Below are 26,180 nucleotides of genomic sequence, written 5' to 3'. Positions count from 1 at the left end.
TGGTGCCGCAAGGTGTTTTTAGTAACCCAGCTGCAAGGGTGAAAAATTCAAATCAGCCTGCACGAATGTCAAGCTCACAATCGGATTATTTTACTCCAAGAAAAAATATTGGAGGAATTCATTTATGTCTCGTTATACTGGTCCAAGCTGGCGTGTATCACGTCGTCTTGGCGTTTCACTTTCTGGTACTGGTAAGGAATTAGCACGTCGTCCATACGCTCCTGGTGACCACGGTCGTGACCGCCACGGTAAACTTTCCGAATATGGTACGCAACTGCGGGAAAAGCAAAAGCTGCGTTTCATGTACGGCATGACTGAACGGCAATTCGCTAACCTCTTCGTTCGTGCCGGCAAGATCAAGGAAGGTACCCACGGTGCTAACTTCATGGCATTGCTGGAACGCCGTCTGGACAACATGGTTTACCGTCTCGGTTTGGCTACTACCCGTCGTCAAGCTCGTCAACTGGTTAACCACGGTCACATTACCGTTGATGGCAAGCGCGTTGACATCCCTTCATACGAAGTTGATGTTAACCAGGTTATCGGTGTTCGCGAAAAGTCCAAGAACCTGGACATCATCAAGAACGCTGTTGATGCCGTTGTTTCCCGTCCTTCATACGTTGACTTTGATGCCGACAAGCTGGAAGGTAAGCTGAACCGCATTCCTGCCCGTGAAGACATGGACGCTGACATCGACGAAGCTCTGATCGTTGAATTCTACAACAAGTAATCAAGATTACTTGTTCAAACAAAAACCGTCTGCGATTTGCAGGCGGTTTTTTATATTGTTTCATAAAAAGGAAACCTACGAACAATCGTGGTTTCCTTTTTTCATTTACTATTTAATTAAAGACTAAGCGCTGCTGAGCAAGTGAAGGAATAAAGCTAACGTCATCCAGCCCCGAATCAGCCGAGTCAGTGCTGCTGTCATCAGTGGCCGCCCCTTCATCAAACGGATTATCCGAATTGTCCACGTCGTCCATAGTATCCAAGAGCTTCCCAATGTCATTGAGGCTGTCCACCATGTTCAGCAGATCAGCCAATTTATTTAAGACATCCGCTGATTCATTCAACTCCTTGGCAAGTTTCTTTTGGTCAGTCTTAGCTGCCCAGTCCTGCGGTTTATTCGGCTCCTTGCTCCCCCGGTAAAAGAGGAAGTACTTCTCACCCGTTCCGACGGTCATTTTTCTCCAACCGGGGGCCAGTTCATTTTCCTTACTGTAAGTGCCATTTCCATAAAGATCCTTAGTGAAGTCCTTAATGTCACTTTGCGAGTAACCCGCCTCCTTGAAGAGGGTGGATTGGTACTGAAGATACCATTTCCTCTTATGCTTCACCGCTTGCATTGGGATTTTCGCCTCAGTCAAGTAATCCTTATACAGCTTACTGTTCATTAAGTTCTTCGCTTCCAAAGCCGTACTGTCCTTATCAGCAAGCTCACTGATGACTTGATCGTTCCTATCAAGTGCCTTTGTCAACCGCTTGATCGCCCGGCCAGTATCAGTTGTAGAAACATACTGAAGGTAACCTAATTTCTTGTTCTTACCCTCTTTTTCAATCACGATTTTGACATTTTTCTTACCATCAATGTAACCGTAATAGGTTCCGCTGACCCGCGGATGAGCAACCCACACCGCTAGCAGGATAGCGAGAAGGACGACCATCCCGCTAATAATGCCAAGTTTAGCATGGCTTTTTAGCCACATCCCGAAGTTTTGTCTACTATTTTCATTATTCGATTTTGCCAATTGCGTTATCCTCCTATAATCGTTTCTCCCTAGTGAATTGATTATATCATGGAGGCTTCTTGATTTGGATTACATTTTAAATAACACTATTTTGCTATCAATCGATAACTAAAGTCTTAAAAAAAGGGAGGTGAACAGAACTAGCCCAGCCAGTCCGTTGTTCCATCCCCGTTGCCCCTAGCTAGCCTATTTGACATGCCAGCCAGCAGCATTACTATCTTTAAAATAGCAAAGAGGCCGGTCAGTCAGCCAGCCTCTTCACTCCGTCTATCTTACTATTCATCCAGGTACTGCTTTGCGGCAGCGATAATATCTTTCAGCCCCTTCTTGGCATCTGCGAAGAACATCCGGGCCTGGTCATCACTGAACAGTGGGTTAGCAATCCCAGCATAGCCAGGGTGCATCGACCGCTTGATAATGACAACTGACTTGGACTTATCTACATCCAGAATCGGCATCCCAGAAATAGCATTGCCGGACTTCCGGGCCATCGGGTTCGTAACGTCGTTCGCCCCGATAACCAGGGAAACATCGGTGTTTTCAAACATCGAGTTGGCCTCATCCATCTGCTTCATCTCTTCATACGGGACGTTAACGTCCGCCAGCAGGACATTCATGTGCCCTGGCATCCGTCCGGCAACCGGGTGGATGGCGTAGTTAACGTTAATCCCGTGGTCGGTCAGTAGTTTAGCCAGTTCAGCGACCTCGTGTTGTGCCTGAGCAGCAGCTAACCCATACCCAGGAACAATCATGACGTTATGGGCGTAAGCAAGCTGAAGACCAATGTCATCGGCAGAGGTTTCCTTAACGTTGACCGGAACGTCATCGGCAGCACCAGCATCACTGGCACCGCCACCGAAACCACCGGCGAGGATGTTAGCAACGGACCGGTTCATCGCTTCCGCCATTTGCAAAGTCAGGATCGTCCCGGCGGCCCCAACTAAGGCCCCGGCAATAATCAGAACCTGGTGATCAATGACGAACCCGGCAAAGGCAACTGCTAGTCCGGTGAAGGCGTTCAGCAGAGAAACAACAACTGGCATATCGGCACCACCAATTGGCAAGGTCATTAAGAGACCGAAGACCAGGGCGGCGACTAATTCAAGAACCAGTGCCCAGTAATTTTGTGGGAAACCAATCATCCAAACCGCACCGACAACCATGGCAATGATGGAGAGGGCGTTGCAGAGCCGACTGCCTGGGAAAATAATCGGCTTACCAGAAACGTGCCCGGCCAGCTTCCCGGTGGCAATCAGCGAACCCGAGAAGGTCGTCCCACCGATAATAACATCTAGGACAACCGGGATGGATAAAATCAGCGCCAGGTGCGTTCCGTTAGCAACTTGCAGGTAGTCAAAAATCCCGATCGTTGCCGCGGCACCACCACCAACGGCGTTAAAAAGCGAAACCAGCTGGGGAACGTCGGTCATCTTGACCTTACGGGCCTTCACGACCCCATACAGAATCCCAAGGACCAGCCCAGCAACCAAGGCAATCCAGCCAGCGGCATTAATCTTACCATCGGCAATAATAGTGATGACAATCATAACGACCGCCAACGCCATCCCCAAGCAGGAGAGACCGTTCCCTTTCCGGGCAGTCTTCGGCGACCGCATCAGGTGGACACCGATAACGTAGCAGATGGCGGAAACCAGGTAAACTAATGATGAACAGGTTTGTAATCCAGTCATTATTGTTCACCCCCGTCCTGCTTAGTATCCTTAGCGGGTGCTTTACCACCCCGCGGGCGGTCAAACATTCCCAGCATCCGGTCAGTCACCGTATAACCACCGGCAACGTTGACGGCCGCAAAGAAGGCACAGAGGAAAGCCAGAATGTAGAAGCCCCAACTGTTGGCTTCTGCGGCAACTACGAAGGCCCCCACGACAACTACCCCGTGAATTGCGTTAGCACCGGACATCATTGGCGTTTGCAAGGTTGCAGGGATCTTGCTCATAACTTCAAAGCCGACGAGGAGACTTAAAACAAAAATTGCTAAATTAGAATATAATTGCTCACTCATACAATCGCTCCCCTTTCTTATTTTTGGGCTTGCTGCTGATCATCGGCAGCAGGCTCTTTTTCTTCCTGTTTGATTTCCGGGAGACCCATCTGGGACCGTAACCGTCCCGAGATGACTTCACCCTGGTAGGTGGCAACTAGTTCGGACATCACATCGTCAGTCGTGTCGATTTCAATGTTGCCTTCCTTATTCAGCAGGGCCTTGATAACCGCTTGCACGTTCTTGGAGTACATCTCGGAAGAGCTGGTTGCCAGGTCACTTGGCAGGTTATCCGCACCGACAATTTTGGCGCCATTAGCCGTTTCAACTACTTCGCCAGGCTTGGAACCCGCAACGTTCCCACCGAGGTCACTCGCCGCGATGTCAATGAAAATCGAACCTGGCTTGGCCTCTTCAACGGACTTGGCGGTAACCAGCATTGGCGGCTTCTTGCCGGGAACCCGGGCCGTCGTAATCACGATGTCGCTGTCGGCAATAAAGCCGGCTAGTTCATCCTGCTGTTGCTGTTGCTCTTCCTTTGTCAACTGCCGGGCATAACCGCCTTTGCCAGCAGCGGAAACGGAACTGGTCAAGAACTTAGCCCCGAGTGATTCAACCTCACCCCGGGAAGCAGGCCGAACGTCATAGCCGGAGACAATCGCCCCAAGCCGTTTGGCGGTCCCAATCGCTTGCAGACCAGCAACCCCAGTCCCTAAGACAAGCACCTTTGCCGGTTTAGCGGTCCCAGCAGCAGTAATCATCATCGGGAAGTAGCGCATAAAGTGGTCAGCAGCAACCAGGGCAGCCTTGTAACCAGCAACCGAAGACTGCGAACTCAAAGCGTCCATGCTTTGTGCCCGGGAAACCGTCCGGGGCAGCAGTTCAAACGAAAGGGCCGTTACCTGTTTTTCAGCTAACTGCTTGGCAACATCGTGGTCAACTGCCAGGGAAAGCAGGCCCAAAATTACCTGCCCTGCCTTGAGCTGGTCCAGCGTCCCGTCGTCTGGGCGGTTCACCACCGTCACCAGGTTTGCTTGCGTCAAGGCGGCGTCCCGGTCGACAACCTTGGCCCCCGCCTCTTCATACTGTTGGTCAGCAAAGTTGGCTGCCGCCCCAGCACCCTTTTCAATGAGCACGTGGCAGCCCTGCTTAACCAATCTCTTAACAACACTTGGCACTAGGGAAACCCGGTGTTCGGCCGGCGCTTCCTTCAGCGCTGCAATTGTAATTGCCATACTGATTCCTCCTCATCTTTAATAATCAACCGCTTTCATTACCAATGATAGTCTACTTTGTATTTTAAATCATACTTTTTCAGACATTTTTGTGATTTTTTAGCCCTTTTTATTAAGGAGGGGCTAGTGCGTCGCATTGGTCTAGCCCATTCTTTGAATTCTCCCTGAACGCCACAATGAGCAAGCAGGCTCTGGTGGACAGCTCCCGTGCCAGCTCGTTAATTAGCTTTAAAATAACAAAGAGGTCGAGTTAGTTCCCCCACCTCTTCAATAATTCTTTTCTAATCAAAGAGTAAACGCAAGGCTGTCAGCAGTAGAGAGTTCGGGACGAAAGCGGTAGCCACCGACCGCAAACTTTTTGACCCCCGCTAGGTCACGAATGTTGTTTTCCGCAAGGTAACGCACCATCGTTCCCCGGGCCATTTTTGCTCGGGTGGCCTTTTGCTTGACCCTGCCAGCAACCTCCTCGCCGAAAATACACTTGACTAACCGTCGTTCACCAGTCACATAGGGACGGATGGCCTGTTCGTATTCCACCGACGCAAGGTCTAACACTAACTGGTCGTCCCGGTACAAGCTATCCGCCAGTCGGTGCCCCCAAAACTGGTAGAGACTCGCTGTCCCGGCCACGTGAGCACGGTCGCCCATCCCCAGGCGGTACGACACAATTCCGTCAAAAGGCCGCAGGAGTCCGTAGAAGCCGGAAAGGATCCGGAGGTGGTCCTGAATATACCGTAGTCCCTGGTCAGAAAAGACGTCCGGCGCCATGTGCTGATACTGCAAACCGGTAAAAGCAATGATCGCTGGCGTAAGGTGGTGGTGTAAATCCAGCACCTGCAACCAGCGGTAGTTTTTCTCCGCCAGCCGAGTGCTGCAATTCCACCATAGCCGGTGGAGTTCTTCGTAACTCAGCGACCGCATCCAGGCTAAAATCTGCTCAGTTTCGGGCAAGAACTCCGGCAGGTCCTGGTAGGGAAAACTATCCTCATCAATCTTCATTGTGCGAGCGGGCGCAATAATAACTTTCATCAGTGCTTTGTCCTCCTTTTCAAGCCGTCAGGCAAGGCTTATTTACTAATTCAATGGTACAATAAAAACATTATTCTGACTAAGGAGGAATTAACGTGGCAGAAGAAAAAAAATCAGCACTAGAGCAGCGGCTCGATAACGGAATCTACGGGACGCCCCAGCTCAAGCCAGACGAACAGCGCCGTTACCTGGGAACATTCCGGGAGCGGGTCTGCCTAACCATCAGCGTGGCGGAACTGCACGAACAGAATTGGGAATCCGCAATGGCCGCTGAATTCAAGCGGGGCATCGGCAACTTAGTCTTTTTAAACGGCAACCTCCCCCATGAGGAGATCCGCCCCTATGTCCGGGCAGCTTCCCAAGCCGGTGCCAGTTTTACTATGAAAACCGACCCTGAGTTTAAAACCGCTCCCGACTCCCTAGCCGTGGTGGTGGCAGCTAAAGAAGCCGTTTACCAAAGTCCAGTCGACGTCAAGAAACGCTATCCCCAGCTAGTCGCAACCGGAACGGCTAACGAACAGCAGACTAAGCAGCAAGAGACCGGTGGCTTCTTCCACCGCCTCTTTCACCGGGAGGGACAATGATGGAACCACTCGCCTATCGAATGCGGCCCCGGACGCTTGAAGAAGTTGTCGGCCAGCAGCACCTGGTCGGCCCCGGCAAAATTATTGCCCGGATGGTCAAAGCCCGGATGCTTTCCTCGATGATCCTCTACGGCCCGCCGGGTACCGGAAAGACCAGCATTGCCAGCGCCATCGCCGGTTCCACCAAGTACGCCTTCCGCAAGCTCAATGCCGCAACGGATAGCAAGAAGGACTTGCAAGTTGTGGCTGAAGAAGCCAAGATGAGTGGGACCGTTATCCTCCTGCTGGACGAAATCCACCGCCTGGACAAGGCCAAGCAGGACTTCCTCCTTCCCCACCTCGAGAGCGGGCGGATTGTCCTCATCGGCGCCACGACGGAAAATCCCTACATCAGTATTAATCCCGCCATCCGGAGCCGAACCCAGATTTTTCCGGTTCACCCCCTGAGCAGCGACGACGTCAAGGTGGCAATCGCCCGGGCGCTGACCGATAAGGAGCGGGGGCTGGGGAAGCTGCCCCTCGTCCTGGAAGCCAACGCTGAAGAACAACTGGCTCGGGCGACCAATGGCGATCTCCGCAGTGCCCTCAATGGTCTGGAGCTGGCTGCCCGGTCAACCGACCCTGGTCCTGACGGAAAGATTCATCTGACGCTGCCAGTAATTGAAGAAAGCGTGCAGAAGAAAGCCCTCACCGCCGACAAGGATGGGGACGCCCACTACGACGTCATCTCCGCTTTTCAAAAGTCAATTCGCGGTTCTGATGTTGACGCCGCACTCCACTACCTTGCCCGTTTGATTGAAGCCGGGGACCTCACTTCAATCGTCCGCCGATTGATGGTGATCGCCTATGAAGACATTGGCCTGGCAAATATGCCGGCAGTCCAGCGGGCAGTCACCGCGGTTCAGGCAGCCCAGCAGGTTGGCCTGCCAGAGGCACGAATCCCGCTTGCCGACGTGGTAATCGAACTCTGCCTCTCGCCAAAGTCTAATTCTGGAATCAGCGCAATTGACCGGGCCCTCGCCCAGGTCAAGCAGGGCGGCTTCGGTGATGTCCCGGCCTACCTGAAGGATGCCCACTATAAGGGCGCCGCCAAGCTCGGCCATGGGGTCGACTATCAGTTCCCCCATGATCATCCCCAAGACTGGGTGGCCCAGCAATACCTTCCCGACCGGATCAAAGATGCCCAGTACTTCCAGCCGAAGCAAAACGGCCGCTTTGAGCAGGCCCTCGGCAAGCAGTACTGGCAACTGCGGCGTGCTCAGCGGCAGGCCCTCGGTGGTCACCACCACCCGACGAAATAATTGCCACCCGGACCAAAAAATGCTAACATAAGAATTGAAAATTCTGTGGTGTACGCGTTGTCTAAACGCAGGTTTGCCTTACAGTCTTTTTACTTTGGGACTAGTGTCATGTCTTCTTTTACAACATGCCTTTTCACTTGGTAGTTGGCGACTAGACAGCCGTGTCCCACCTGTTTTACACACAGGTCAACACTGAATGACAATTAACGGCACTAACGGAGTTTTCGTACATAACAGCGGCCGGTGACATGGTAGCCATTTGTCACCAGCCGCTTAATTATTAAATAAAGGACTGTCGACCGATGCTTTTACCAATCTTAGTGACCCTTTTCGGGCTAATTGCCCTGTTTGAGGGTGTCTTCTTCCTGACCCACCTCCATAAGGACTTCCTGATCCTTGAACCCACGCGCAGCCCCTTCGTCGCCCGCCAATTAAAAGTCTGGGGAATCATCCTAACCATTTTGGGACTGATCACGGTTGGCGCGGCGTGGACCGATAACATTACTTTTATTGTAATCATGGTCGTCCTTGGCTGCATTTTAGAAACCCAGATGGCCTTTGCGGTCACCAGCGAATTTCGGGCGAAGTACCACTAGGTTCTTTACCGCCAATGGTAGAAAAGTGTATAATAATAGTAAATAAGTTTAAGGAGGCACTATTATGGCACAAACATACAAGCACATTTTGGTTCCTGTCGATGGCTCTGCGGAAGCTGAACTGGCCTTCAAGAAGGCCGTGGCCGTTGCTAAGCGGAATGGGGAAGATGCGGAATTACGGCTGCTGCACGTTGTCGACACCCGGGCGTTCCAAAATATTTCCAGTTTTGACACCTCAATGGTCGAACAAGTAACGGATACCGCCAAGAAGACGCTGGATAAGTATATCGATTACGCCAAGAAACAGGGCGTTAAGAACGTCAACTACTCAATTGAATACGGTGCACCAAAGACCATTATCGCCCGTGATGTCCCTAAGGAAATGGGTGCTGACTTAATCATGATCGGTGCTACGGGGCTCAACGCGGTCGAACGGATTCTGATTGGTTCTGTAACTGAATACGTTACCCGGACGGCAATTTGTGATGTCCTGGTAGTTCGGACCGATTTGGACAACAAGCCAATTGCTAACCCTAAGAAGCGCAACAAGCGTTAATTAGCGATTAATTTAACTTCAAAAATGCTTCATATTGTCGATAAGCGACGCGGATATGGAGCATTTTTATTTCACCCTTAAATTTTAAAAGGAGGAACCAGCGTGAATTCCAAAACCACTTTACTAACCCTTGCCGATGGTCAGCAAATGCCGCAAGAAGGGTTCGGCCTCTACAAAGTTACCGGCCAGCAAACGATTTCCGCAGCGATTGCCAGTGCCTACCAGGCCGGCTACCGGCTGTTTGACACTGCCCAGCTCTACCAAAACGAAGCTGAGGTTGGTCAGGCCCTCGCTGACCTGCGCGTCCCCCGGGAAGAACTATTCGTGACCACCAAGGTCGCCGAAGAAAACCAAGGCTACCAGCGGACAATTGCTTCGGTGAAAGATTCCCTTCATAAGCTCCAGCTTGACTATGTTAACCTCCTGATGATCCACTGGCCGATTGAGCGGGCCTTCTTCGATAGCTGGCAGGCCCTAATCGACCTTAAAAAGGCGGGCCTAACCAAGTCCATCGGAGTCAGCAACTTTCAAATGATCCACCTGCAATACCTCGCGACCCAGGCGAGCGAGCTGCCAGTCGTCAACCAAATTGAACGGCACCCCCGCTTGAACCAGGCCCCCCTGGTCAAGTTTGACCGTGAGCACGGTATTGTGACCCAGGCCTGGAGTCCGCTGGGCCGGGGAACCATCCTCTCTAATCCGGTTCTCAAGCAAGTTGGCGACCACCACCATAAGTCCCCTGCCCAGGTGGTCCTCCGGTGGCACCTGCAAAGCGGGGTCGCCTTTATTCCTAAATCAGTCCACCAGGCCCGAATCGAGCAAAACATGGATATTTATGACTTCGAACTAACGGCTGACGAAATGGCTAAGATCGACGCCCTCAATGGTTTCCACCGGACGGGCAAGGAACCCGCACTGGTCTACGAATATAATAAGAAGTGGTAAACGCGAGCGGCTTTGGTCAAGTGCTGGTTCAACAACACTTGACCTGCCAGTCAACAATTAGCTTTAAACTAATAAGGAGGCAGAGAGAAAACGAGTTTTCTCTCTGCCTCCTTATTTTATTGATGACTAACCTGCGCTTTGATCCGGCGCGGCTGATGTTGGTGCCAGTAGCCGATTCCATTAACGTAGCGGTAATGATCCCACTCGTGCTTTTTAATCAGAAGACGTTTCTCCGGTTCACCCACTGGCGATACGTCCACCTTATCCATGCAGTATAAGTACATAGCAAGCAGGATCGTGTCGGAAACGATGCCCACTCCGGTAAAGAGGAGCAAGAAGCCAACTACGGAGAAGACCTTTTCAAACTTTGTCCACCGCCGGTAGTAAATTACCCCTTCTTGAAGCCTATCAGTCTCAACTGGTTTTAACTTATGAAACTTCACTAATCCTGCCTCCAGTTCTTATTTACTAATCATATTTTATACTTATCCGGACAAATATGCAAGCGGTTCCAGATGAATTAGATAATTAAAGGCGGCCACCATGAAAGCGGCCGCCTTTAATATAAGGGGTGAACATGTTAATTACTTGATGTCGATCAATTCGATGCCGAACAGGTTGGCAAGAGTTGCCATCTGGTCCATCGTCAGGTTCATAGAAAGAACAGTGTGGTGACCACCACCATTGTGCATCCAGGCGGTAGCGCCCTTCTTTAAGCCGCACTTTGGCGTCCACATTTGCTTAGCAACTGGCAGGTTTGGCATTTCCTTTTCTGGCTTAGCGCAGTCCACGTCGTAAGCAATGAACTTGTAGCCATCGTCGAAGTATGACAGGGTAACGTCGATTCCTTCGCCTTCTGAACCGGTGAATACCAACCGTGCTGGGTCGGCCTTGTCACCGATGTCCAGTGGGTGAACTTCAACGCGTGGCTTGTCGGAAGCAAGGGTTGGGTCAACTTCCAGCATGTGGGAGCCCATAATTGCCTGGTGACCAGAACGCAGGTCCAGGGTGTAGTCTTCCATGAAGGCCGTTTCCTTGTTTTCAGCCGCAATCTTCAGCAGACGGGAAAGACCAGCGGACTTGAAGTCCCCTTCGGCACCGAAGCCGTAACCATCAATCATCAGCAATTGAACGGCTAAGCCTGGTAACTGTTCCAAGCCTTCCAGGTCTTGGAAGTTGGTGGTAAAGGCATCGTAGCCCTTTTCGTCTAGGAAGTGCTTGATTCCCAAGTATTCACGCAGTTGGTAACGAACGGAGTGCACGTACTTGTCGTGGTCGTTGTCGCCTTCAACCATGTCGTAGTTTTCTTCCAGCCGCTTGTACTGTTCGTCAATTTCTGCTTCGCTAACCGCGTTAACAGCGGCAACCAGCTCAGCTACTGGCCAGTAGTCAACGGTCCAGCCCAGCTTGATCTGAGCAGCAACTTTGTCACCTTCCGTAACGGCAACGTCCCGCATGGTGTCGCCGAAACGAGCAATCTTAATCTTGAAGCTCATGTCGTAGGCAATCGCAACTTTTTGCCAGTCAGCGATTTCTTCTTGAACTTCGGGGTCGTTCCACCAGCCGTAAACAATCTTTTCAGGAACGCCAAGACGGGCGTTGATGTAGTCGTATTCACGGTCACCATGGGCACTCTGGTTCAGGTTCATGTAGTCAAAGTCAATGGTGTCAAATGGGATGTGGTCCAGCATTTGAGTTGCCAGGTGCAACAGTGGCTTTTGCAGCAACTGGGTTCCCCGAATCCAGTTCTTGGCTGGTGAGAAGGTGTGCATCCAGGTCATTACCCCAGCAACCTTGTCATTGTAGTTAGCATCCTTCATGAACTTTGTGATGCTGTCAGCAGTGGTGGCAACCAACTTAAAGACTACCTTGTATGGCAGCTTGCCGCTGGCGTTTAAACCGTCAACCAGCTTGCGGCCATCCTTTTCAACCTGCTCTAAGGCTTCTGGACCATAGAGGGGTTGACTACCAACAGCAAACCAAAATTCGTAATCTGGAGTTTTTAACATAGTGAACAGATCTCCTTTATCTTAAATGATCTTGCAATCAATAGCTTGTTGCTAAATCGCTTACATTGACATTATATATAATTTGTACGGATAAATCAACACATAAATCAAAGTAATCATATAAATTGCTGACAAGTAAAAGAAGCGGAATCAGACTAGACAAACCAGCCCGATCCCGCTTCCACTTTCACTAGAAATTATGCCTTCTTCTTAGCAGCAGTCATCTTGCGCATTGAAGCTTCGATCTCTTCCAGCGACTTCCCCCGGGTTTCCAGGAAGAACTTGTTGGTAAAGATGATACAAATGACACAGATAACACCGTAGATAATGAAGGTATTCGCAATGTCAAACGCTGCTAGCATGGTTGGGAAGGTCAAGGAAACAACCATATCAGCCAGCCAGTTCGTAGCGGAACAGAGGGAAGTCCCCAACCCACGGATGTTCAGTGGGAAGACCTCACCAATGTAAACCCAAGTAATTGGTGCCCAGGTACATGCGTAAAAGGCAATGTAGACGGTCAGCGCAATCGCACTGACGTAAGCAGCGACTTGGGAACCACTATCCATCTTCAGGATTGCGGCCATGACAAACAGTGACAGACCCATGCCGGCAGCACCAACGGTCAGCATCTTCTTCCGGTCAACGTGGTCCATCAGCAGCATAGCAACTACCGTCACAATCACGTTAACGATCCCGATACCGATGTGGGCCAGCAAGGCAGCAGCCACACCCCAACCAACTTTGGTAAAGATGGTTGGTGCATAGAAGATAACCGAGTTAGAACCGATAATCTGCTGGAAAATGGCCGCCCCTAAACCAGTAACCAGGGCTGGCCGAACATCAGCACCGAACAGTTCTTTCCAGCCACCCTGCTTTTGGTTGGCGGAAACCTGAATTTCGTCTAGGGCGGTGTCAACGGCTTGTTCATCACCCTTGTTGGTGTTCATCAAAACTGCCCGGGCTTCATCAGTCTTACCAATTTTAACTAAGAACCGGGGACTTTCTGGCAGGAGAAGGGCACCGAAGAAAAGAATAATAGCAGGTAATGCAGCAAATCCCAACATCCAACGCCAACCGGTGTACATCCCTTGGAAGGTGTAGTTCAAAATGTAAGCCAACAGGATCCCAATCATGACCATCAGTTGGAACATCGTCGCTACCGCACCGTGCATCCGTTTTGGTGCCAACTCGTGCAGGTAGGCAGGAATCAACGCTGAGGTGATCCCAACACCAATCCCCAAGATAACCCGGGTTACCAACAGTGTCCAGTATTCTGGCGCAAATCCTGAACCTAAGGCACCAATCGTAAAGATAATTGCGGCCCAGATCAATAGCTTCCGCCGCCCGTACTTATCAAGGAACTTACTCGTTCCCAACGCACCAAGAATGGCACCAATCAGAACGGACGAAACAACCATCCCTTGTTCCCAAGAGTTCAAACTTAACTGCTTTTGGATAAATAGAATGGCACCAGAAACGGAAGCAATATCGTAACCGAATAGTAAACCACCTAACGCCCCAAAAGTATAGATAAATCCATTTGAAACTTTCCTCAATGTTGTTCACTCCTATACTTTCTTAACAAATAACAACCTCAAAACCTAGAAACCACATGTGATAATTCTGTAAATCATTTCCTTCAAGCGCTTACAAACACAGTATAGGTTATTTGTCCGTATAAGTCAATAAAACGGTTACAATAATTTGATGGATTATGCAGACAATTTTATTCTATACCGGACAAATCCCATTAAGACGCGCTTTAGGCGGTAAAACTTCTCCCGAATAAATAGACACACGCCAGCAAAAATGCCGGCTAGCAACTCCTTATTTTACGGAATTGCCAACCGGCATTGGTATATTTGTCTGGTGGTTAATTTACTTTGTGAGGTCTTTTACAGACTGCCGTTCAATAATCTCGGGATGGTAAACAATCGGGTCAACCTGCTCCCCCTTAATCAGACGCAAAATCATCTTTCCGGCATCCATCCCCATCTTATTCTTCGGGTGAACGACGGTCGTCAAGCCGGGCAGCACAGACGCGCTCAGCAAGTAATCGTCAAAACCGACAATGCTAATATCATCGGGAATTTTCATCCCCAGCGACCGGACAACGTCCATCACCTGAATCGCTAGCTGGTCATTGTAGCAGGCAATCGCCGTTGGCCGTTCCGTCCCTTGCAAATGCTGGGCCAGCTTGGCAAAGATGGAGGCGACATCATCGCTGGACTGGTACATAATCACATCACTCAGCAGGGTCTTATCCGGGTGCGCGGTGTAGGCATCCATGAAGCCCTGCAGGCGCCCTACTCCCTGCATATCGTCAATCTTGAAGATCCCCAAAATCCGCTCGTGGCCCTTGTCAAACAGGCCGTTTACCAGCTGCGCTTCCGTTTCCCGGTCTGCCAAGTCAATGTACGGCAGGGACGAGTCGTCGTAGTGAGCATCAATAAACATTGCCGGAATCCGGGACTTTTCGATCTGCTGGTAGAGGTCCCGGTTGGGGTTCGGCCGGGCACTTTGGGTCGGCTCCAAAATCAGACCATCGACATTGCTATCCAGCATCCGCTGCAAGCTGAGCCGTTCCTGGTCGTGATCGTTGTGGGTATTGCCCAGGAGAATCGAGTAGCCCTGACTAGAGAGGGCCCGGTCAATCCCGCTGATAATGCTGGGGAAAATGTAGTCCGCCAGGTGGGTCGTAACTACCCCGATGACCTTCTGGTTAACCGGCTGGTCATGGTTGTTGTGCCAATCCTCAACAAACATTCCGCCACCTTGGATCCGGTAAATGTAATGCTCGTTCTCGAGTTCTCCCATGGCCCGGCGAATCGTGTAACGACTGACCTGGTACTCCTTCATCAGCGCCGATTCCGTTGGCAACTGGTCCCCCGGCTGGTATTGTCCAGAGCTAATCACCTCGCGAATTTTTTCCTTAACTGTTTCGTACTTAGTTGCCATGATGTCTCCTAACTAAACCGAGCCGTGACCCAACTATCCAGTTGTCCACGACTCAGTTAATCCTATAATCCTATTTTAAAAAATATCGTTAATTTTCCCGCTTGGCATGGTCCTTGCTGTGGGCGTTGTTTTGGCCATAGTAAGCATTTGCCCCGTGCTTGCGGTAGTAGTGCTTATCCAACAGGTATTGTGGCAGGTGGTTGTCCGCCCGGGTCAGCTGCAGGGTGTGGTAGTCTTCTTCGGCGACGACTTCCAGCACCTTGGCATTGTAGACCGCTTTGTCTGGAGTTGGTCCCCAGGCAAATGGCCCGTGCTGCATTACTAGGGCAGCTGGCGTCGCTTCGTAATCGAGGCCCCGTTCCTTGAAGGAGCGAACGATTACCTTACCGGTGTTGCCCTCGTAGTCCTCTTCGATTTCTTCCTTGGTCAGGGCGTCGGCAGCCGGCACATCCGTGTAGAAGGTATCAGCGTGGGTCGTGTTCATCGCTGGAATATCCATGTGAGCCGCCGCAAAGGACACTGCCCATGGGGAGTGGGTGTGGACAATCCCCCCAATCTTTGGGAAGTGGTTGTAGAGGTAAGTGTGCGTTGGGGTGTCACTGGATGGGTTGAGGTCCCCTTCGACCACTTCCCCGTCCAAGTTGACTACCACCATGTCTGAAGGCTTCAATTCCTCATACGGAACACCGGACGGCTTGATAACGAACAAGCCCTTCTCCCGGTCGATTCCGGAAACGTTCCCCCAGGTAAAAGTGACCAGACCTAACTTAGGCAGCTTCATGTTGGCTTCGTAGACTTCTTGTTTTAATTCTTCTAGCATTGTAAATCTCCTTTGGCTTAGTTTAACTTCATATCTTTACCGGCTTCGATTTCTGCTGGCAAAGCTGCTTTATAGTTGTCGATAAACTTTTCGTAGCCCTGGACACTTTCAGGTTCAGGGTACAGGGTTGCGCTCTCGCTGTCAACAAATACTTCGTCATCCAGGTAGTCTGCCAGGTTTTTACCCTTGTTATCACTGGCGTAGAGGGCTAAAACAGCCATTCCCCATGGGCCACCCTCGCCGGCATTGCTCATCAGAGTAATTGGGGTGTTCAGGGCGTCTGCCAAAACCTGTTGGGCAACTACCGGGGTCTTGAACAGTCCCCCTTGAGCAATCAAAACATCCGTCCGGATATGTTCTTCACGGAGGAGGATGTCCATCCCGATTTTAAGGGGCGCAAAGGCAGAGTAGAGCTGAACCTTAAAGATGTTTGCCAGGGTAAAGTGGCTGTCCGGCTTGCGGACCATCATCGGCCGCCCGTCCTGAACCTTGGTGATGTTTTCACCGGACAAGTAGCTAAAGTTGACCAGGCCACCAGCGTCCTGATCGCCCCGCAGGGAAGTATCAAAGAGCTTTTCGTAAAGCTGGTTTGGTGACAAGTTGACCCCCAGAGCCTTGGCAAACTGGTTGAAGACACTGGCCCAGGCGTTGATGTCGGACGAACAGTTGTTGGTGTGGACCATTGCCACTGGCGCCCCGTCCGGCGTCGTTACCATGTCGATGTCCCGGTGAACCTTATTTAGCTTCTGGTCGAGGACCACCATTGAAAAGGCGGAGGTCCCGGCAGAAATGTTTCCTGTCCGCTTCCGGACCGCGTTAGTAGCAACCATCCCGGTCCCGGCATCCCCTTCTGACGGTGCAATCAGAGAACCGGCTTGCAACTGGCCACTAATGTCGAGGAGTTTGGCCCCCTCTTCGGTTAGTTTCCCGGCTGGCTGACCTGCTAAGAGGACGTCCGGCAAGATCTCCCTGATATTCCACGGGTACTGGGCAACTTCCGGCAGACTGGCAAACTGTTCCAGCATCTTGCCATCGTAGTTCTTCGTCGCTTCATCAATTGGGAACATTCCGGAAGCGTCACCGATTCCCGTGTTCTTGTTGCCAGAGAGCTTCCAGGAAACGTAGCCGTCCAAGGTGGTAATGAAGTCAATGTCCTTGACATGGTCTTCCTTGTTCAGGATGGCTTGGTAGAGGTGGGCGACACTCCACCGTTCTGGAATATTGAAGTTAAACAGCTTCGTCAGCTTTTCAGCTGCCTCGCCGGTAATGTTGTTCCGCCAAGTCCGGAACGGTACAAGCAGGTTGCCGTCCTTGTCAAACGGCATGTAGCCGTGCATCATGGCACTGATTCCGATCGAACCGATCCTCGTCAGCTTGAGCCCGTATTCCTCACTTACGCTGGCGGCCAAGTTAGCATAGCTGGTCTGGATTCCCTTCCAGACCTTTTCCAACGGGTAGGTCCAGATGTTGTCATGCAGCTCGTTTTCCCAAACGAAGTCCCCAGAAGCAACGACTTGGTAGTCATCGGTTACCAAGACCGCTTTGATCCGGGTCGAACCTAATTCGATTCCCAAAGCAGTGTTGGCGCTTTCAATTTTTTCTTTAATGGCACTGTTATTCACAGGAATAGCCTCCCTTGTAATTCAATCTTCAACACCCATATTGTAAAATATTTGTCCGTACAAATCAAACTAATTTATTAGTTAACTGTAAAATAATTTCATTTGCAGGCTCTCCCGAAAGTTGCCAAAGCCCTGGCCGTAAATGGTACAACCCCCTTTATGGGTGGCCGTCTTCTTGACCTCAAAACGGAGGACAAAGCGATCCGGATCATAACTCAGGTCCGCCAGTGAGACCGGTGACCAGGGTTGCCCATCCAGGTAAGTACCGTGGTCGGTAATCCGGAAAGTCTTTTGCAGGCCATACTGGTTGACGTTATTCGGCACCCAGGCCGGTGTGTACTTTCCTCGGACATCCGAAAAATCCCCCGGTGAGGTCCAAAAGCCCAGCTCAGTCCCGTTCACGGATACCGTGATATCGGACGGCCAATTATTATTAGAAAAGGGAAATTCACTCCCGAGTTCTGCCACGATATCAATCATCTGGAGGTGGTCACTGTCCTTGAGGTGGTTGGGCAGCTGGTATTCAAGGTAACCATCATTGAACCAGACCATCCCCGCTTCCATCCGGTGCGGATCCATGAAGTAGGATGGGTTGTCGACCTTGCCGATGTAGTCGGTGCGGCCCGCCATCCCGCACGAGGGTTTGACGGAGAAGTTCGTAAACTGGCCTACCGGAACCTCGGTTTTATAAACATTGAAGAGTTCATAAATGGTCTTTGGAAAGGCAATGTTAATTTTATCTACCTTAATTTTGGCAACCTTCTTGTGACCGACCTGGTTAAATTGAATAATTTCCGCCTTTGCCAGTTTTTTCAGGTGGCGGGCGGTAATGGTCGCACTCAGCCCCAAGTGTGCGGCCAACTCCTCGATGCTGAGCTGTTCCTTCGACAATAATTGGATAATTTCTAACCGCACGGGGCTGGCAAGTGCCTTATACACATCTAAATAGTCCTGTGAAATGGTAGTTTCCACCCTTTTCTCCTCCTTATCCAAACTAAAAAGTTAATATTAACGTAACGAAGCTACAAAATGCTGATAACTAAGCATTTTCAATAATAAATTCTTTAATACCGCCGTTAAGAAGCAGTCCAGTTTCCCACAAACTAGGCTAACTTGCTTAGTTTGACCCATTTTTGCTTTTTTAGCCAACTTTTTAGTTATCTTTTTCACTAATTATGACACCGGTTACAAGAAACTGTCAATCAAATTGTTGAGTTTAGCAAAATTTGTTCAATAAATTATCGGCAACGTCTTGAAACCCCTTTCTTCTGACGGTATCTTATGCTTGTAAAATCAATTATCTGTTTTGAGGAGGATTTCTAATGGCAGAAATCAACTACACCGCCCCGCTGATCATCCAGCGGGCGGATCCATACATCTATCGGCACACCGATGGCTACTACTACTTTACCGCTTCGGTGCCAGCCTACAACCGGATTGAAATTCGGCGGGCACGGACAATCGAGGGCCTAGCCCATGCCGCCCCACGGACGATTTGGCGCAAGCATGACGAGGGACCAATGAGCCAACTCATCTGGGCACCAGAACTTCACTATATCGATGGCAAGTGGTTCGTCTACTTTGCTGCTGCTGAAACGACGGCCTTCGACGAAAACGGGATGTTCCAGCACCGGATGTTCTGCATTGAATGTGACCAGGACAACCCAATGGGGAAAGAAGAGGACTGGATCGAACGCGGCCAAGTCAAGACGCCGATGGATTCGTTCTCCCTGGACGCCACGACCTTCGAGCTGAACGGCAAGCTCTACTACGTTTGGGCTCAAAAAGATCCTGACATTAAAGGGAACTCCAACCTCTACATTGCGGAAATGGAAAACCCATGGACGCTCAAGACTAAGCCGGCCATGCTGAGTAAGCCGGAATACGACTGGGAAACCAAAGTCTTCTGGGTTAACGAAGGTCCTGCAGTACTCCATCGCAATGGTCGCCTCTTCCTGACCTACTCCGCCAGTGCCACCGACGAAAACTACGCGATGGGAATGCTGACTTGTGACGATGACGCCGATGTCTTAGACGCCGCCAACTGGTCCAAGTCAAAGACGCCGGTTTTCCAAAGTGACATTGACCACGACCAATTTGGTCCCGGCCACAACTCATTCACGGTTGCTGAAGATGGCAAGACCGACCTGATGGTTTACCACTGCCGGAACTACACCGATATTAAGGGTGATCCCCTGTACGACCCGAACCGCCACACCATCGTCAAGCCTTTCACTTACGACGAAAACGGGGTTCCTGAATTTGGCAAGCCGGTTCCATACAACTACAAATAATAGAAAGGACTGTTGATTTTGGATAACGCACAAAATAACGCTCCACAAAAGCACCGGAGCAAGGATTTCTGGGGCTTCCCAGTCACCCACTTTAGCTACTTCTTTACCTGGGCAATCGTCTTCGGCTACCTGACCCTCTGGTTAGAGCAACAAGCGCACTTCAACGGGGTCGAGGCCGGGATGGTCTTCTCCATGATGTCCGGGATCTCCCTGATTTTCCAACCAATCTTCGGGATTATTTCCGACCGCTTGGTAATGAAGAAGAACCTGGTAATCACGATTGCCGCGGCCATGATTTTAATCGGCCCTTACTTCCAATGGCTCTTTAAGCCCCTGCTGGGTGTCAACAGCATGTTTGCGGCCATCATCACCGGGATTTACCTCTCCTTCGTACTGAACGGTGGGGTTTCCGTCATCGAACAATACGTCCAACGGGCCAGCTTGACCAACGGTTTTGAATATGGTCACTCCCGGATGGGTGGTTCCCTGGCCGGTGCCGTTGCTGCCCTGGTCGGCGGTCGGCTCTTCCTCTGGAGCCCGAACTCCATTTTCTGGGCATGTACCGTTGCCGCTATTATTCTGACTTGCTGCTTCGTATTCAGTGATAAGATTCACTGGGACAACGTTGCCGCTGCCGGTGAAGATACTTCCAACAAGCTCGACGTTAAGCAAATCGGTTCCATCTTTAAGCTGCGGAACTTCTGGATTCTGTCCCTGTTCTACATGGGAACTTCCGCGATTTACGACGTGTTTGACCAGCAATTCATTATTTTCTTCAAGTCATTCTTCCACGCCGCTGCTCAAGGAACCCTGGCTTACTCTTACATGACCAGTGCCCAGACTGCGCTGGAATTCCTGCTGATGATTCCAATGCCATGGATTATCAACAAGATTGGTTCACGGAACGGGTTGATCTGCTACGGGGTCATCCTGACGATCCGGATTATCGGTTCTGCCCTGGTCCCAAGTCTGCCATTCATCATCATCTTACGGTTGTTGGCCGGCCTGGAAATGCCACTGTTACTTGTTTCCATCATGAAGTACATTGCCGGAGCCTTTGACCTCCGTCTCTACGCTACTGTTTACGCCCTGTCGTCCAACTTTGCTAAACAAATTTCGGTCTTCTTCTTCTCATCCTTTGCTGGGAAGCTCTACGACCAAATTGGTTTCCAACACACTTACCTGATCTTAGGGATTATCGTTGGTGTCGTTACCCTGATCTGTGCCTTTACCCTGACTAAGGAAGACCCTGTTCAGGCCGGCGAAGTTAAGGAAGCCAAGAACTAAACCACTTTACACCTACACCCCAAATACACCTCAAAAAGGGCTTCAGAGTTCGGCTTTGCCGAGCACTGAAGCCCCTTTGTGTACTGCGCTTTTTTGTTAAAGTAATAGTAGCCTCTTTACCTGTTTGGCGTAATTTAGTTTACTTAAAGAAATCTGGATCCTGGTATTCAGGGTTAGGGTAGTGATAGAAGCCCTGGCCGGCCTCAACCCCGGTGTGACCAGCGTCAATCATCGGCTTTAGCTTGTCAGCAATCTTCTTAAAGAGCTCATTATGGGTCTGCTCATACTGGTTCAGCACCACCGCGTAGGTTGTCCGCAAGCCCACGATGTCCTGGATCATAAACGGTCCCAGCGGTGAACCGTTAGAAATCATCCAGTCCTTATCAATCGTGTGCGGGTCAGCAACCCCGTTTGCCCACAGTGCCATGGCGGCATTCAGGAGTGGAACCAGGAGCGCATTCATGATATAGCCGTGCTGCTCCTTCTTCAGCACTACCGGTACCATCTTGATTGACCGGGCAAAGGCTACCAGGTCATCAATCACTTCCGGCTTCGTTTGCGGGTTGCCAACGATTTCGGCCACATTGTGCTTCCAGATATGGTTAGCAAAGTGCAAGTGGGCAAAACGGTCGGGCCGGTCAGTAAAGCCGACCAGCTCACTCGGGATAAAGGTCGAGGAATTACTGGTCAAAATCGTCTTTTCCGGCAACAGTGGGCATAGTTCTTCATAGAAAGCCTTCTTGATTTCTACTGACTCAGAAACGGATTCAATCACCAGGTCGGCATCCGCCACGGTTGCTTTCAAATCGTTGCTAATACTGACGATGTTGTCCATCGCCGCTTGGTAGTCGGCCGCCGTTGAGCCGGTTTCCTTTATAAAGGGCTCCTTGATCGCTGCCAGTCGCCGCTCAGCACGGTCGGTGTGCCGGTTCCAAATCTTAACCTGGTAGCCAAAGCGGGCCGCTTGAAAGGCAATCTGGCTCCCTAAGACCCCCGCGCCAGCAATTACTACATTCTTGATTTCCATAACAACGCCTCCTTAGTTTCTCTATCCCTAGTTTAGCATTCTTTGAAAGCGTTTCCCACAATTTCGATTACAGGCTGCTAAAAATGTTATTTAACAACACCAAAGGGCTTCCAAAGCCGGCTATACCGTGCTTTGGAAGCCCCTTTAGGTTCCCTCTTACATTCTAATTTTTAATTAAAGAAGTCGCTGCCATCGCCGTAGTTAACCATGTCCTGGTTGATTTGGCCCAGGTAGTAGGACTGCTGAACGGCATCATTGCCATCCTCATTAGCAGCATAACGGCTAATCAAGGTGTAACGGTGACCAAAGGTGAACTGCGGCGTCTGCAGGCTAATCTTAAAGCCCGACTCGCCAGCATTCTGGTACTGGCTGCCATACAGGTGGTCAATATCAGGGCGACTCGTGTCCCGGGCAGGCAACATTGGATTTCCGTAGGCCGCACCGCCAACCTGCTGACCGGTCGTATTGTCAATTAGCATGATGTCGTGGTACGGGCGGCCAGTCGCGGCATTGCTGGCGTGCCAGCCACTAGCAAAGAAGCAAATCCGGTTCGGATTATCGTAGCCCAGGGCCGGGTTGACGAAGACCGCCCACTTGTCGAGCGCACCGACCCCATCACCGGTCCCCCGGACAGCCCGGGAAGTTGGTTGGGCCACCGTGAACGTCTGCGGGGCAAACCAGTAGTCCGTCGCATTGCCGTTACCGGCCGGGTCAGTAGTCCAGCGACTAACAATTGCGAGCCGGTGTCCATCAAGCTGGGCCGGATCAAAGGCAAAGTTGACGTTGAAGCCGGACTCCCCAGCATTCAGGATTGTCGGGAAGGCCCGGGCGACGTCAGGACGTTGTACCAGCGGCGTTTCCACCCGGCTAACCTCGTGACCCGCTGTTTGGTCGAAGAGGATGACGTAGTGGTATTGCTTGCCAAGGGCCTGGTTAGAAGCGTGCCAGCCGGTCGCGGTCAGTTGACCATCGTTAAGACTAAAGCCATCCAGGCTGGCCCGGTTGCTCTGGTCACTAACTAGCAGTTGCGGTGCGAACCAGTAGTCGACATAGTCGCTGTTCTCATTGCCAGCGGAAGTCCAGCGGCTGATGATTTGAATCTGGTCGTGGGCCATTTCTGGTTGAAAATCAAAAGCAGCACTGAAGCCTGAATCGGCAGCGTTATAAATCGTTGGGAAAGCCTTCGCAACGTCAGGACGGGCCAGGCGGGCAACAGTTTGCCGACCAAGTTCCCGGTGCTGGGTGGCATCATACAGGATGATCACGTGCTCATCAGTTCCCATCTGGTTGGTGGCGTGCCAACCGCTAACATGAAGCTGGTTGCCGCTAAGAGAAATATTATCTAAGTTAGCGTGATTTCCCTGGTCGAGCCGCATTGCCGGCATCCAGTAGTCGGTGTGATTACCTTCACCGTTAGTAGCATCATCAGAGTAACGAGAGATAATGCTCAGTGAATGCTGGCTCGTGCTTTGAAGGAGGGCAAACCGGGCCTCAAAACCGGACCGATTACTATCGAGGACATTTTGGTACTGACGCGCAACGTCAGGCCGGAGGATCGGTTGGGTTGCAAAGTGCGAGTTCCCGTAGAAGTCACTGGCCTGGCCCTTGATTGGCATCCGGACAACTTCCTGGTGGGTATCGTTATCGTAGAGAATGACCCAGTGGTAAGGCTGGGTAAGGCTATTCCCCGCAACGTGCCAGCCGGAAACGACGAGGTCGATCCCGGTCCCGTTAGTACCGCGCTCCGCATGGTAGTTGTCAACCCAGCCGGCATTGACCTGGCTGTTGACTAAGCGGGGAACAGCCAGCCAGCAGTCGGTCCGGTTGCCCTCCCCGTTAACGGCATCATCGGAGTAGCGGGCAATCACGGAAAGGTTGTGACCCAATTCGGCACGGGACAGGGTAAAAGTGCCGTCAAAGCCGGATTGACCACTGTTGGCAATTCCCGGAAAGGCGTGGGCAACGTCGGGACGGCTGACAACGTAATTATCAGCATTTGAGAGCTTGACCCGCTGAATTTCGGAATTGGTGGTGTTATCAAAGAGGATCAGCCAGTGACTGCCTTCGGTCACACTCCGGCCCGCGGCGTGCCAGCCGACAACGTTCAGCTGGATATTACCATTCCGTGAGTTAGTGCTCAAATGGTAGCCATCCAGGCTGGCCTTATTGGCATTCAGGTCGGTGACCGGGTTAAGGTTGTTGAAGTAGTAATCCTGGTACTGACCATTACCGGCCGGGTCATTGCTAAAGCGGGCGATCACAGTCAGACGGTCCCCGTAGGCGTAGGTTGGGATGTCCACGTCAGCGATAAAGCCAGCCGCCTGACGTCCGTTGGTATTCGGATAGAGGCGGTCAACGTCGGGACGGTCAACCAACTGCGCTTGGGCCCGGCCAACCTCCCGACCATTGTCCAGCACGATGATGTACGGGTACTGGTAGTCGGCACTAGCGGAAGAAACGTGCCAGCCTACTAAATGGAGCTTGCCATTTTGCGCGGAGTAACTGTCAAGCCAGCCATTGTTTTGGCTGAGGTCAACGGTGTGGTTATTGACCGGGTAAACAACGATTGACATATGGAAGTCCTGATTAGGAATCTTGTTATCATACATTGATTCGTCACTGGTATCGAACATATAACCGGCTGGTGGGTTCAGGTTAAAGCGTGTCCCTGCCTTCCCAGTAACCGTTTGCGTACCAATGACTTCCTCTTGCATATTGATAAAGTCGATTTTGACCGTGTACTGCTGGTCATCAGTAGTTGGTGTGTCGGGAATGCTGCTCGTTGGAGTAACGTAAATCTGAATCGTATCATCATCGTCACCAAACCGCCAGCTCTTCCATGAGTTATCGCTCGGGTCAAATTGGTAACCAGCTGGTGCGTGGACAAATCCCGGTGCTACCGGGTCACCAGACTTCCCAGTGAAAGTCTGGGTAGCGATGACTTGGCCTTGAGGATTTAGGTATTGAACCACCAGTTTTACTGGTTGATAATTCATCAACTGGTTAAGGTGATTTTGTTCCTTTTTTAGTTTAGCTTGATCATTCGTTAATCGCTGTTGGTACTGCTGTAACAGTAACTGAGCCGAATCTAACTCATTCTTAGCCTCTGTTAGTGAATTCCAAAGTGTTTTCCCATCTTTAGTGTACGTGAAGTAATCGTTAAATTCTTTTTCGTTATTTAGCCATACAACTTCTTGATCCAACTGTTTCTTGGCAAATTCATAATTTGTTTTTGCCTGTTGATAATCTTTATCTAAATTAGCTAAATTTACTTTTAGATTCTTCCACTCATCGTATTGATCTTCAGTTTTGTGATACCTAGTCATATCATGGTGGTCTTCTTCAGCAACTTTTAGGTAGTACTGTAGATCAGCCCGATAATGAGTTAAATAATCATCTGCTAACAATTTAGGATCAATATTATTTAGCAACTGGGTAAGTTGCTTAAAACGTTCCTCTTTTGCACTTCTATTAGCGGGTTGTATTTCAGCGCTTAATTTCTGATACTCCTGATTAGCTTCGTCATACGAGCTTTTGTATAGTGAGTATTCATTTTCTCGAGCAAACTTTAGCGAATGGTTATAAGAAGCTTGCGCACTTTGATAATTTCTATTAGCACTATCATATGTTTCCTGCTGCTGTCCAACCTGCTCTTGGTCTTGTTTAATGGCTACTTGCCGAGCAGCAACCACTTTTTGCTGTTCTTCTGCAGTCGACGCATTCGTGTTCTGAGTATCTAGCCAGTCAGAAACCGAACCATTAACAGTTGGGTAACCATCATAACTACCATTGACCGAGCTATTAGTAGCCACTGACTGTACAGTTACAGAATTGTTAGCTGTCAATTGGCCAGTCACTGTATCAGTTGCAACAGGCTGGCCTTGCTCAGTCGTATCCGCATGAACCGAAGTCGTTGCCAAGGCAGTCCCGGCAGCGACCGCAAACAGAGTTGCGACCAGCCAGTTCTTACCGGCTTTATATAGTTTCTTATGTTCTTTTGCCATTAAAAAAATCTCCCAATCTCCGAAGTAAAATAGCACCTTCTATTCTAGCCCAATCGATTAAATCCACGCTTCATTCAATGGCAGCACGGTGCATTAAACGTGACTTTTTTTAATTCAAAAAGCGGCTGAGAAATAATGGCTCTTCGTCAAGAAGTACTGATGA

General features: G+C 50.5%; 22 protein-coding genes. 8 read left to right on the top strand and 14 right to left on the bottom strand.

Annotated elements, in window-relative coordinates:
• Window positions 1-124: 124 nt before the first annotated feature.
• Window positions 125-730, top strand: coding sequence for a 30S ribosomal protein S4 (gene rpsD, locus FC49_RS04405; protein ID WP_003715925.1), 606 nt, complete (start codon window positions 125-127; stop codon window positions 728-730).
• A 112-nt stretch (window positions 731-842) separates the two neighbouring features.
• Here the strand turns inward: rpsD and FC49_RS04400 are convergent, their stop codons facing one another.
• The 5 genes from FC49_RS04400 to yaaA all read right to left on the bottom strand — a co-directional run bounded on the left by FC49_RS04400 (window position 843) and on the right by yaaA (window position 6,014).
• Window positions 843-1,748 (bottom strand): hypothetical protein, encoded by a 906-nt coding sequence (locus FC49_RS04400; protein ID WP_056984388.1) that lies wholly within the window; start codon window positions 1,746-1,748, stop codon window positions 843-845.
• Window positions 1,749-2,023: 275 nt separating this feature from the next.
• Window positions 2,024-3,439: an NAD(P)(+) transhydrogenase (Re/Si-specific) subunit beta gene (locus FC49_RS04395; protein ID WP_003711402.1), complete on the bottom strand. Its 1,416-nt coding sequence runs from the start codon at window positions 3,437-3,439 to the stop codon at window positions 2,024-2,026.
• Window positions 3,439-3,771 carry an NAD(P) transhydrogenase subunit alpha part 2 gene (locus FC49_RS04390; RefSeq protein WP_003715970.1) on the bottom strand — a complete coding sequence of 111 codons (333 nt, stop codon included), beginning with the start codon at window positions 3,769-3,771 and terminating at the stop codon, window positions 3,439-3,441. The genes FC49_RS04395 and FC49_RS04390 overlap by 1 nt, the downstream gene beginning before the upstream one ends.
• 17 nt (window positions 3,772-3,788) lie before the next feature.
• Entirely contained in the window at window positions 3,789-4,985 is a 1,197-nt protein-coding gene (locus tag FC49_RS04385; protein WP_003716031.1) for an NAD(P) transhydrogenase subunit alpha, read from the bottom strand.
• 285 nt (window positions 4,986-5,270) lie between these two features.
• Window positions 5,271-6,014 (bottom strand): peroxide stress protein YaaA, encoded by a 744-nt coding sequence (yaaA, locus tag FC49_RS04380; protein WP_003716113.1) that lies wholly within the window; start codon window positions 6,012-6,014, stop codon window positions 5,271-5,273.
• A gap of 95 nt (window positions 6,015-6,109) precedes the next feature.
• Between yaaA and FC49_RS04375 the strand changes: the two genes are divergently transcribed.
• From FC49_RS04375 to FC49_RS04355, 5 genes are all read left to right on the top strand, one after another.
• A complete protein-coding gene (locus FC49_RS04375) occupies window positions 6,110-6,598 on the top strand; it encodes a YueI family protein (RefSeq protein WP_004564504.1) in 489 nt (162 codons plus the stop codon).
• A complete protein-coding gene (locus FC49_RS04370) occupies window positions 6,595-7,899 on the top strand; it encodes a replication-associated recombination protein A (protein WP_004564501.1) in 1,305 nt (434 codons plus the stop codon). Before FC49_RS04375 ends, FC49_RS04370 begins: the two co-directional genes overlap by 4 nt.
• A gap of 302 nt (window positions 7,900-8,201) precedes the next feature.
• Window positions 8,202-8,495 (top strand): hypothetical protein, encoded by a 294-nt coding sequence (locus FC49_RS04365; RefSeq protein WP_003715985.1) that lies wholly within the window; start codon window positions 8,202-8,204, stop codon window positions 8,493-8,495.
• Between the two features lie 64 nt (window positions 8,496-8,559).
• Window positions 8,560-9,051, top strand: coding sequence for a universal stress protein (locus tag FC49_RS04360; protein ID WP_003716066.1), 492 nt, complete (start codon window positions 8,560-8,562; stop codon window positions 9,049-9,051).
• Window positions 9,052-9,153: 102 nt separating this feature from the next.
• Entirely contained in the window at window positions 9,154-9,996 is an 843-nt protein-coding gene (locus FC49_RS04355; protein ID WP_056984387.1) for an aldo/keto reductase, read from the top strand.
• A gap of 116 nt (window positions 9,997-10,112) precedes the next feature.
• On the opposite strand, the gene FC49_RS04350 is transcribed toward FC49_RS04355, so the two are convergent.
• The 7 genes from FC49_RS04350 to FC49_RS04320 form a co-directional block, all read right to left on the bottom strand.
• Window positions 10,113-10,439, bottom strand: a complete 327-nt coding sequence (locus FC49_RS04350) for a hypothetical protein (RefSeq protein WP_056984386.1) — start codon at window positions 10,437-10,439, stop codon at window positions 10,113-10,115.
• A gap of 141 nt (window positions 10,440-10,580) precedes the next feature.
• Window positions 10,581-12,005, bottom strand: coding sequence for an L-arabinose isomerase (gene araA, locus FC49_RS04345; protein ID WP_056984385.1), 1,425 nt, complete (start codon window positions 12,003-12,005; stop codon window positions 10,581-10,583).
• A gap of 197 nt (window positions 12,006-12,202) precedes the next feature.
• Entirely contained in the window at window positions 12,203-13,561 is a 1,359-nt protein-coding gene (locus FC49_RS04340; protein ID WP_056984384.1) for a sugar porter family MFS transporter, read from the bottom strand.
• 322 nt (window positions 13,562-13,883) lie between these two features.
• Window positions 13,884-14,963 (bottom strand): GntR family transcriptional regulator, encoded by a 1,080-nt coding sequence (locus FC49_RS04335; protein ID WP_003715972.1) that lies wholly within the window; start codon window positions 14,961-14,963, stop codon window positions 13,884-13,886.
• Window positions 14,964-15,051: 88 nt separating this feature from the next.
• Window positions 15,052-15,783, bottom strand: coding sequence for an L-ribulose-5-phosphate 4-epimerase (locus tag FC49_RS04330; protein ID WP_003711408.1), 732 nt, complete (start codon window positions 15,781-15,783; stop codon window positions 15,052-15,054).
• A gap of 17 nt (window positions 15,784-15,800) precedes the next feature.
• A complete protein-coding gene (locus tag FC49_RS04325; RefSeq protein WP_004564511.1) occupies window positions 15,801-17,405 on the bottom strand; it encodes a xylulokinase in 1,605 nt (534 codons plus the stop codon).
• 81 nt (window positions 17,406-17,486) lie between these two features.
• The gene (locus FC49_RS04320; RefSeq protein WP_003716026.1) at window positions 17,487-18,377 is read right to left on the bottom strand and encodes an ArsR/SmtB family transcription factor; all 891 of its coding nucleotides are present in this window, start codon (window positions 18,375-18,377) and stop codon (window positions 17,487-17,489) included.
• Window positions 18,378-18,727: 350 nt separating this feature from the next.
• Here FC49_RS04320 and FC49_RS04315 point away from each other — a divergent pair, with 350 nt between their 5' ends.
• Window positions 18,728-19,699: a glycoside hydrolase family 43 protein gene (locus FC49_RS04315; protein WP_056984383.1), complete on the top strand. Its 972-nt coding sequence runs from the start codon at window positions 18,728-18,730 to the stop codon at window positions 19,697-19,699.
• An 18-nt stretch (window positions 19,700-19,717) separates the two neighbouring features.
• Entirely contained in the window at window positions 19,718-20,986 is a 1,269-nt protein-coding gene (locus FC49_RS04310; RefSeq protein ID WP_056984382.1) for an oligosaccharide MFS transporter, read from the top strand.
• A gap of 139 nt (window positions 20,987-21,125) precedes the next feature.
• On the opposite strand, the gene FC49_RS04305 is transcribed toward FC49_RS04310, so the two are convergent.
• Window positions 21,126-22,013 carry a 3-hydroxyacyl-CoA dehydrogenase gene (locus tag FC49_RS04305; protein WP_003715980.1) on the bottom strand — a complete coding sequence of 296 codons (888 nt, stop codon included), beginning with the start codon at window positions 22,011-22,013 and terminating at the stop codon, window positions 21,126-21,128.
• A gap of 170 nt (window positions 22,014-22,183) precedes the next feature.
• Window positions 22,184-26,017: a KxYKxGKxW signal peptide domain-containing protein gene (locus tag FC49_RS04300; RefSeq protein WP_056984381.1), complete on the bottom strand. Its 3,834-nt coding sequence runs from the start codon at window positions 26,015-26,017 to the stop codon at window positions 22,184-22,186.
• Window positions 26,018-26,180: the final 163 nt, after the last annotated feature.

The sequence above is a fragment of the Limosilactobacillus oris DSM 4864 genome (assembly GCF_001434465.1).
GTDB lineage: Bacteria > Bacillota > Bacilli > Lactobacillales > Lactobacillaceae > Limosilactobacillus > Limosilactobacillus oris.
This window is presented reverse-complemented; position numbering and strand designations above follow the sequence as displayed.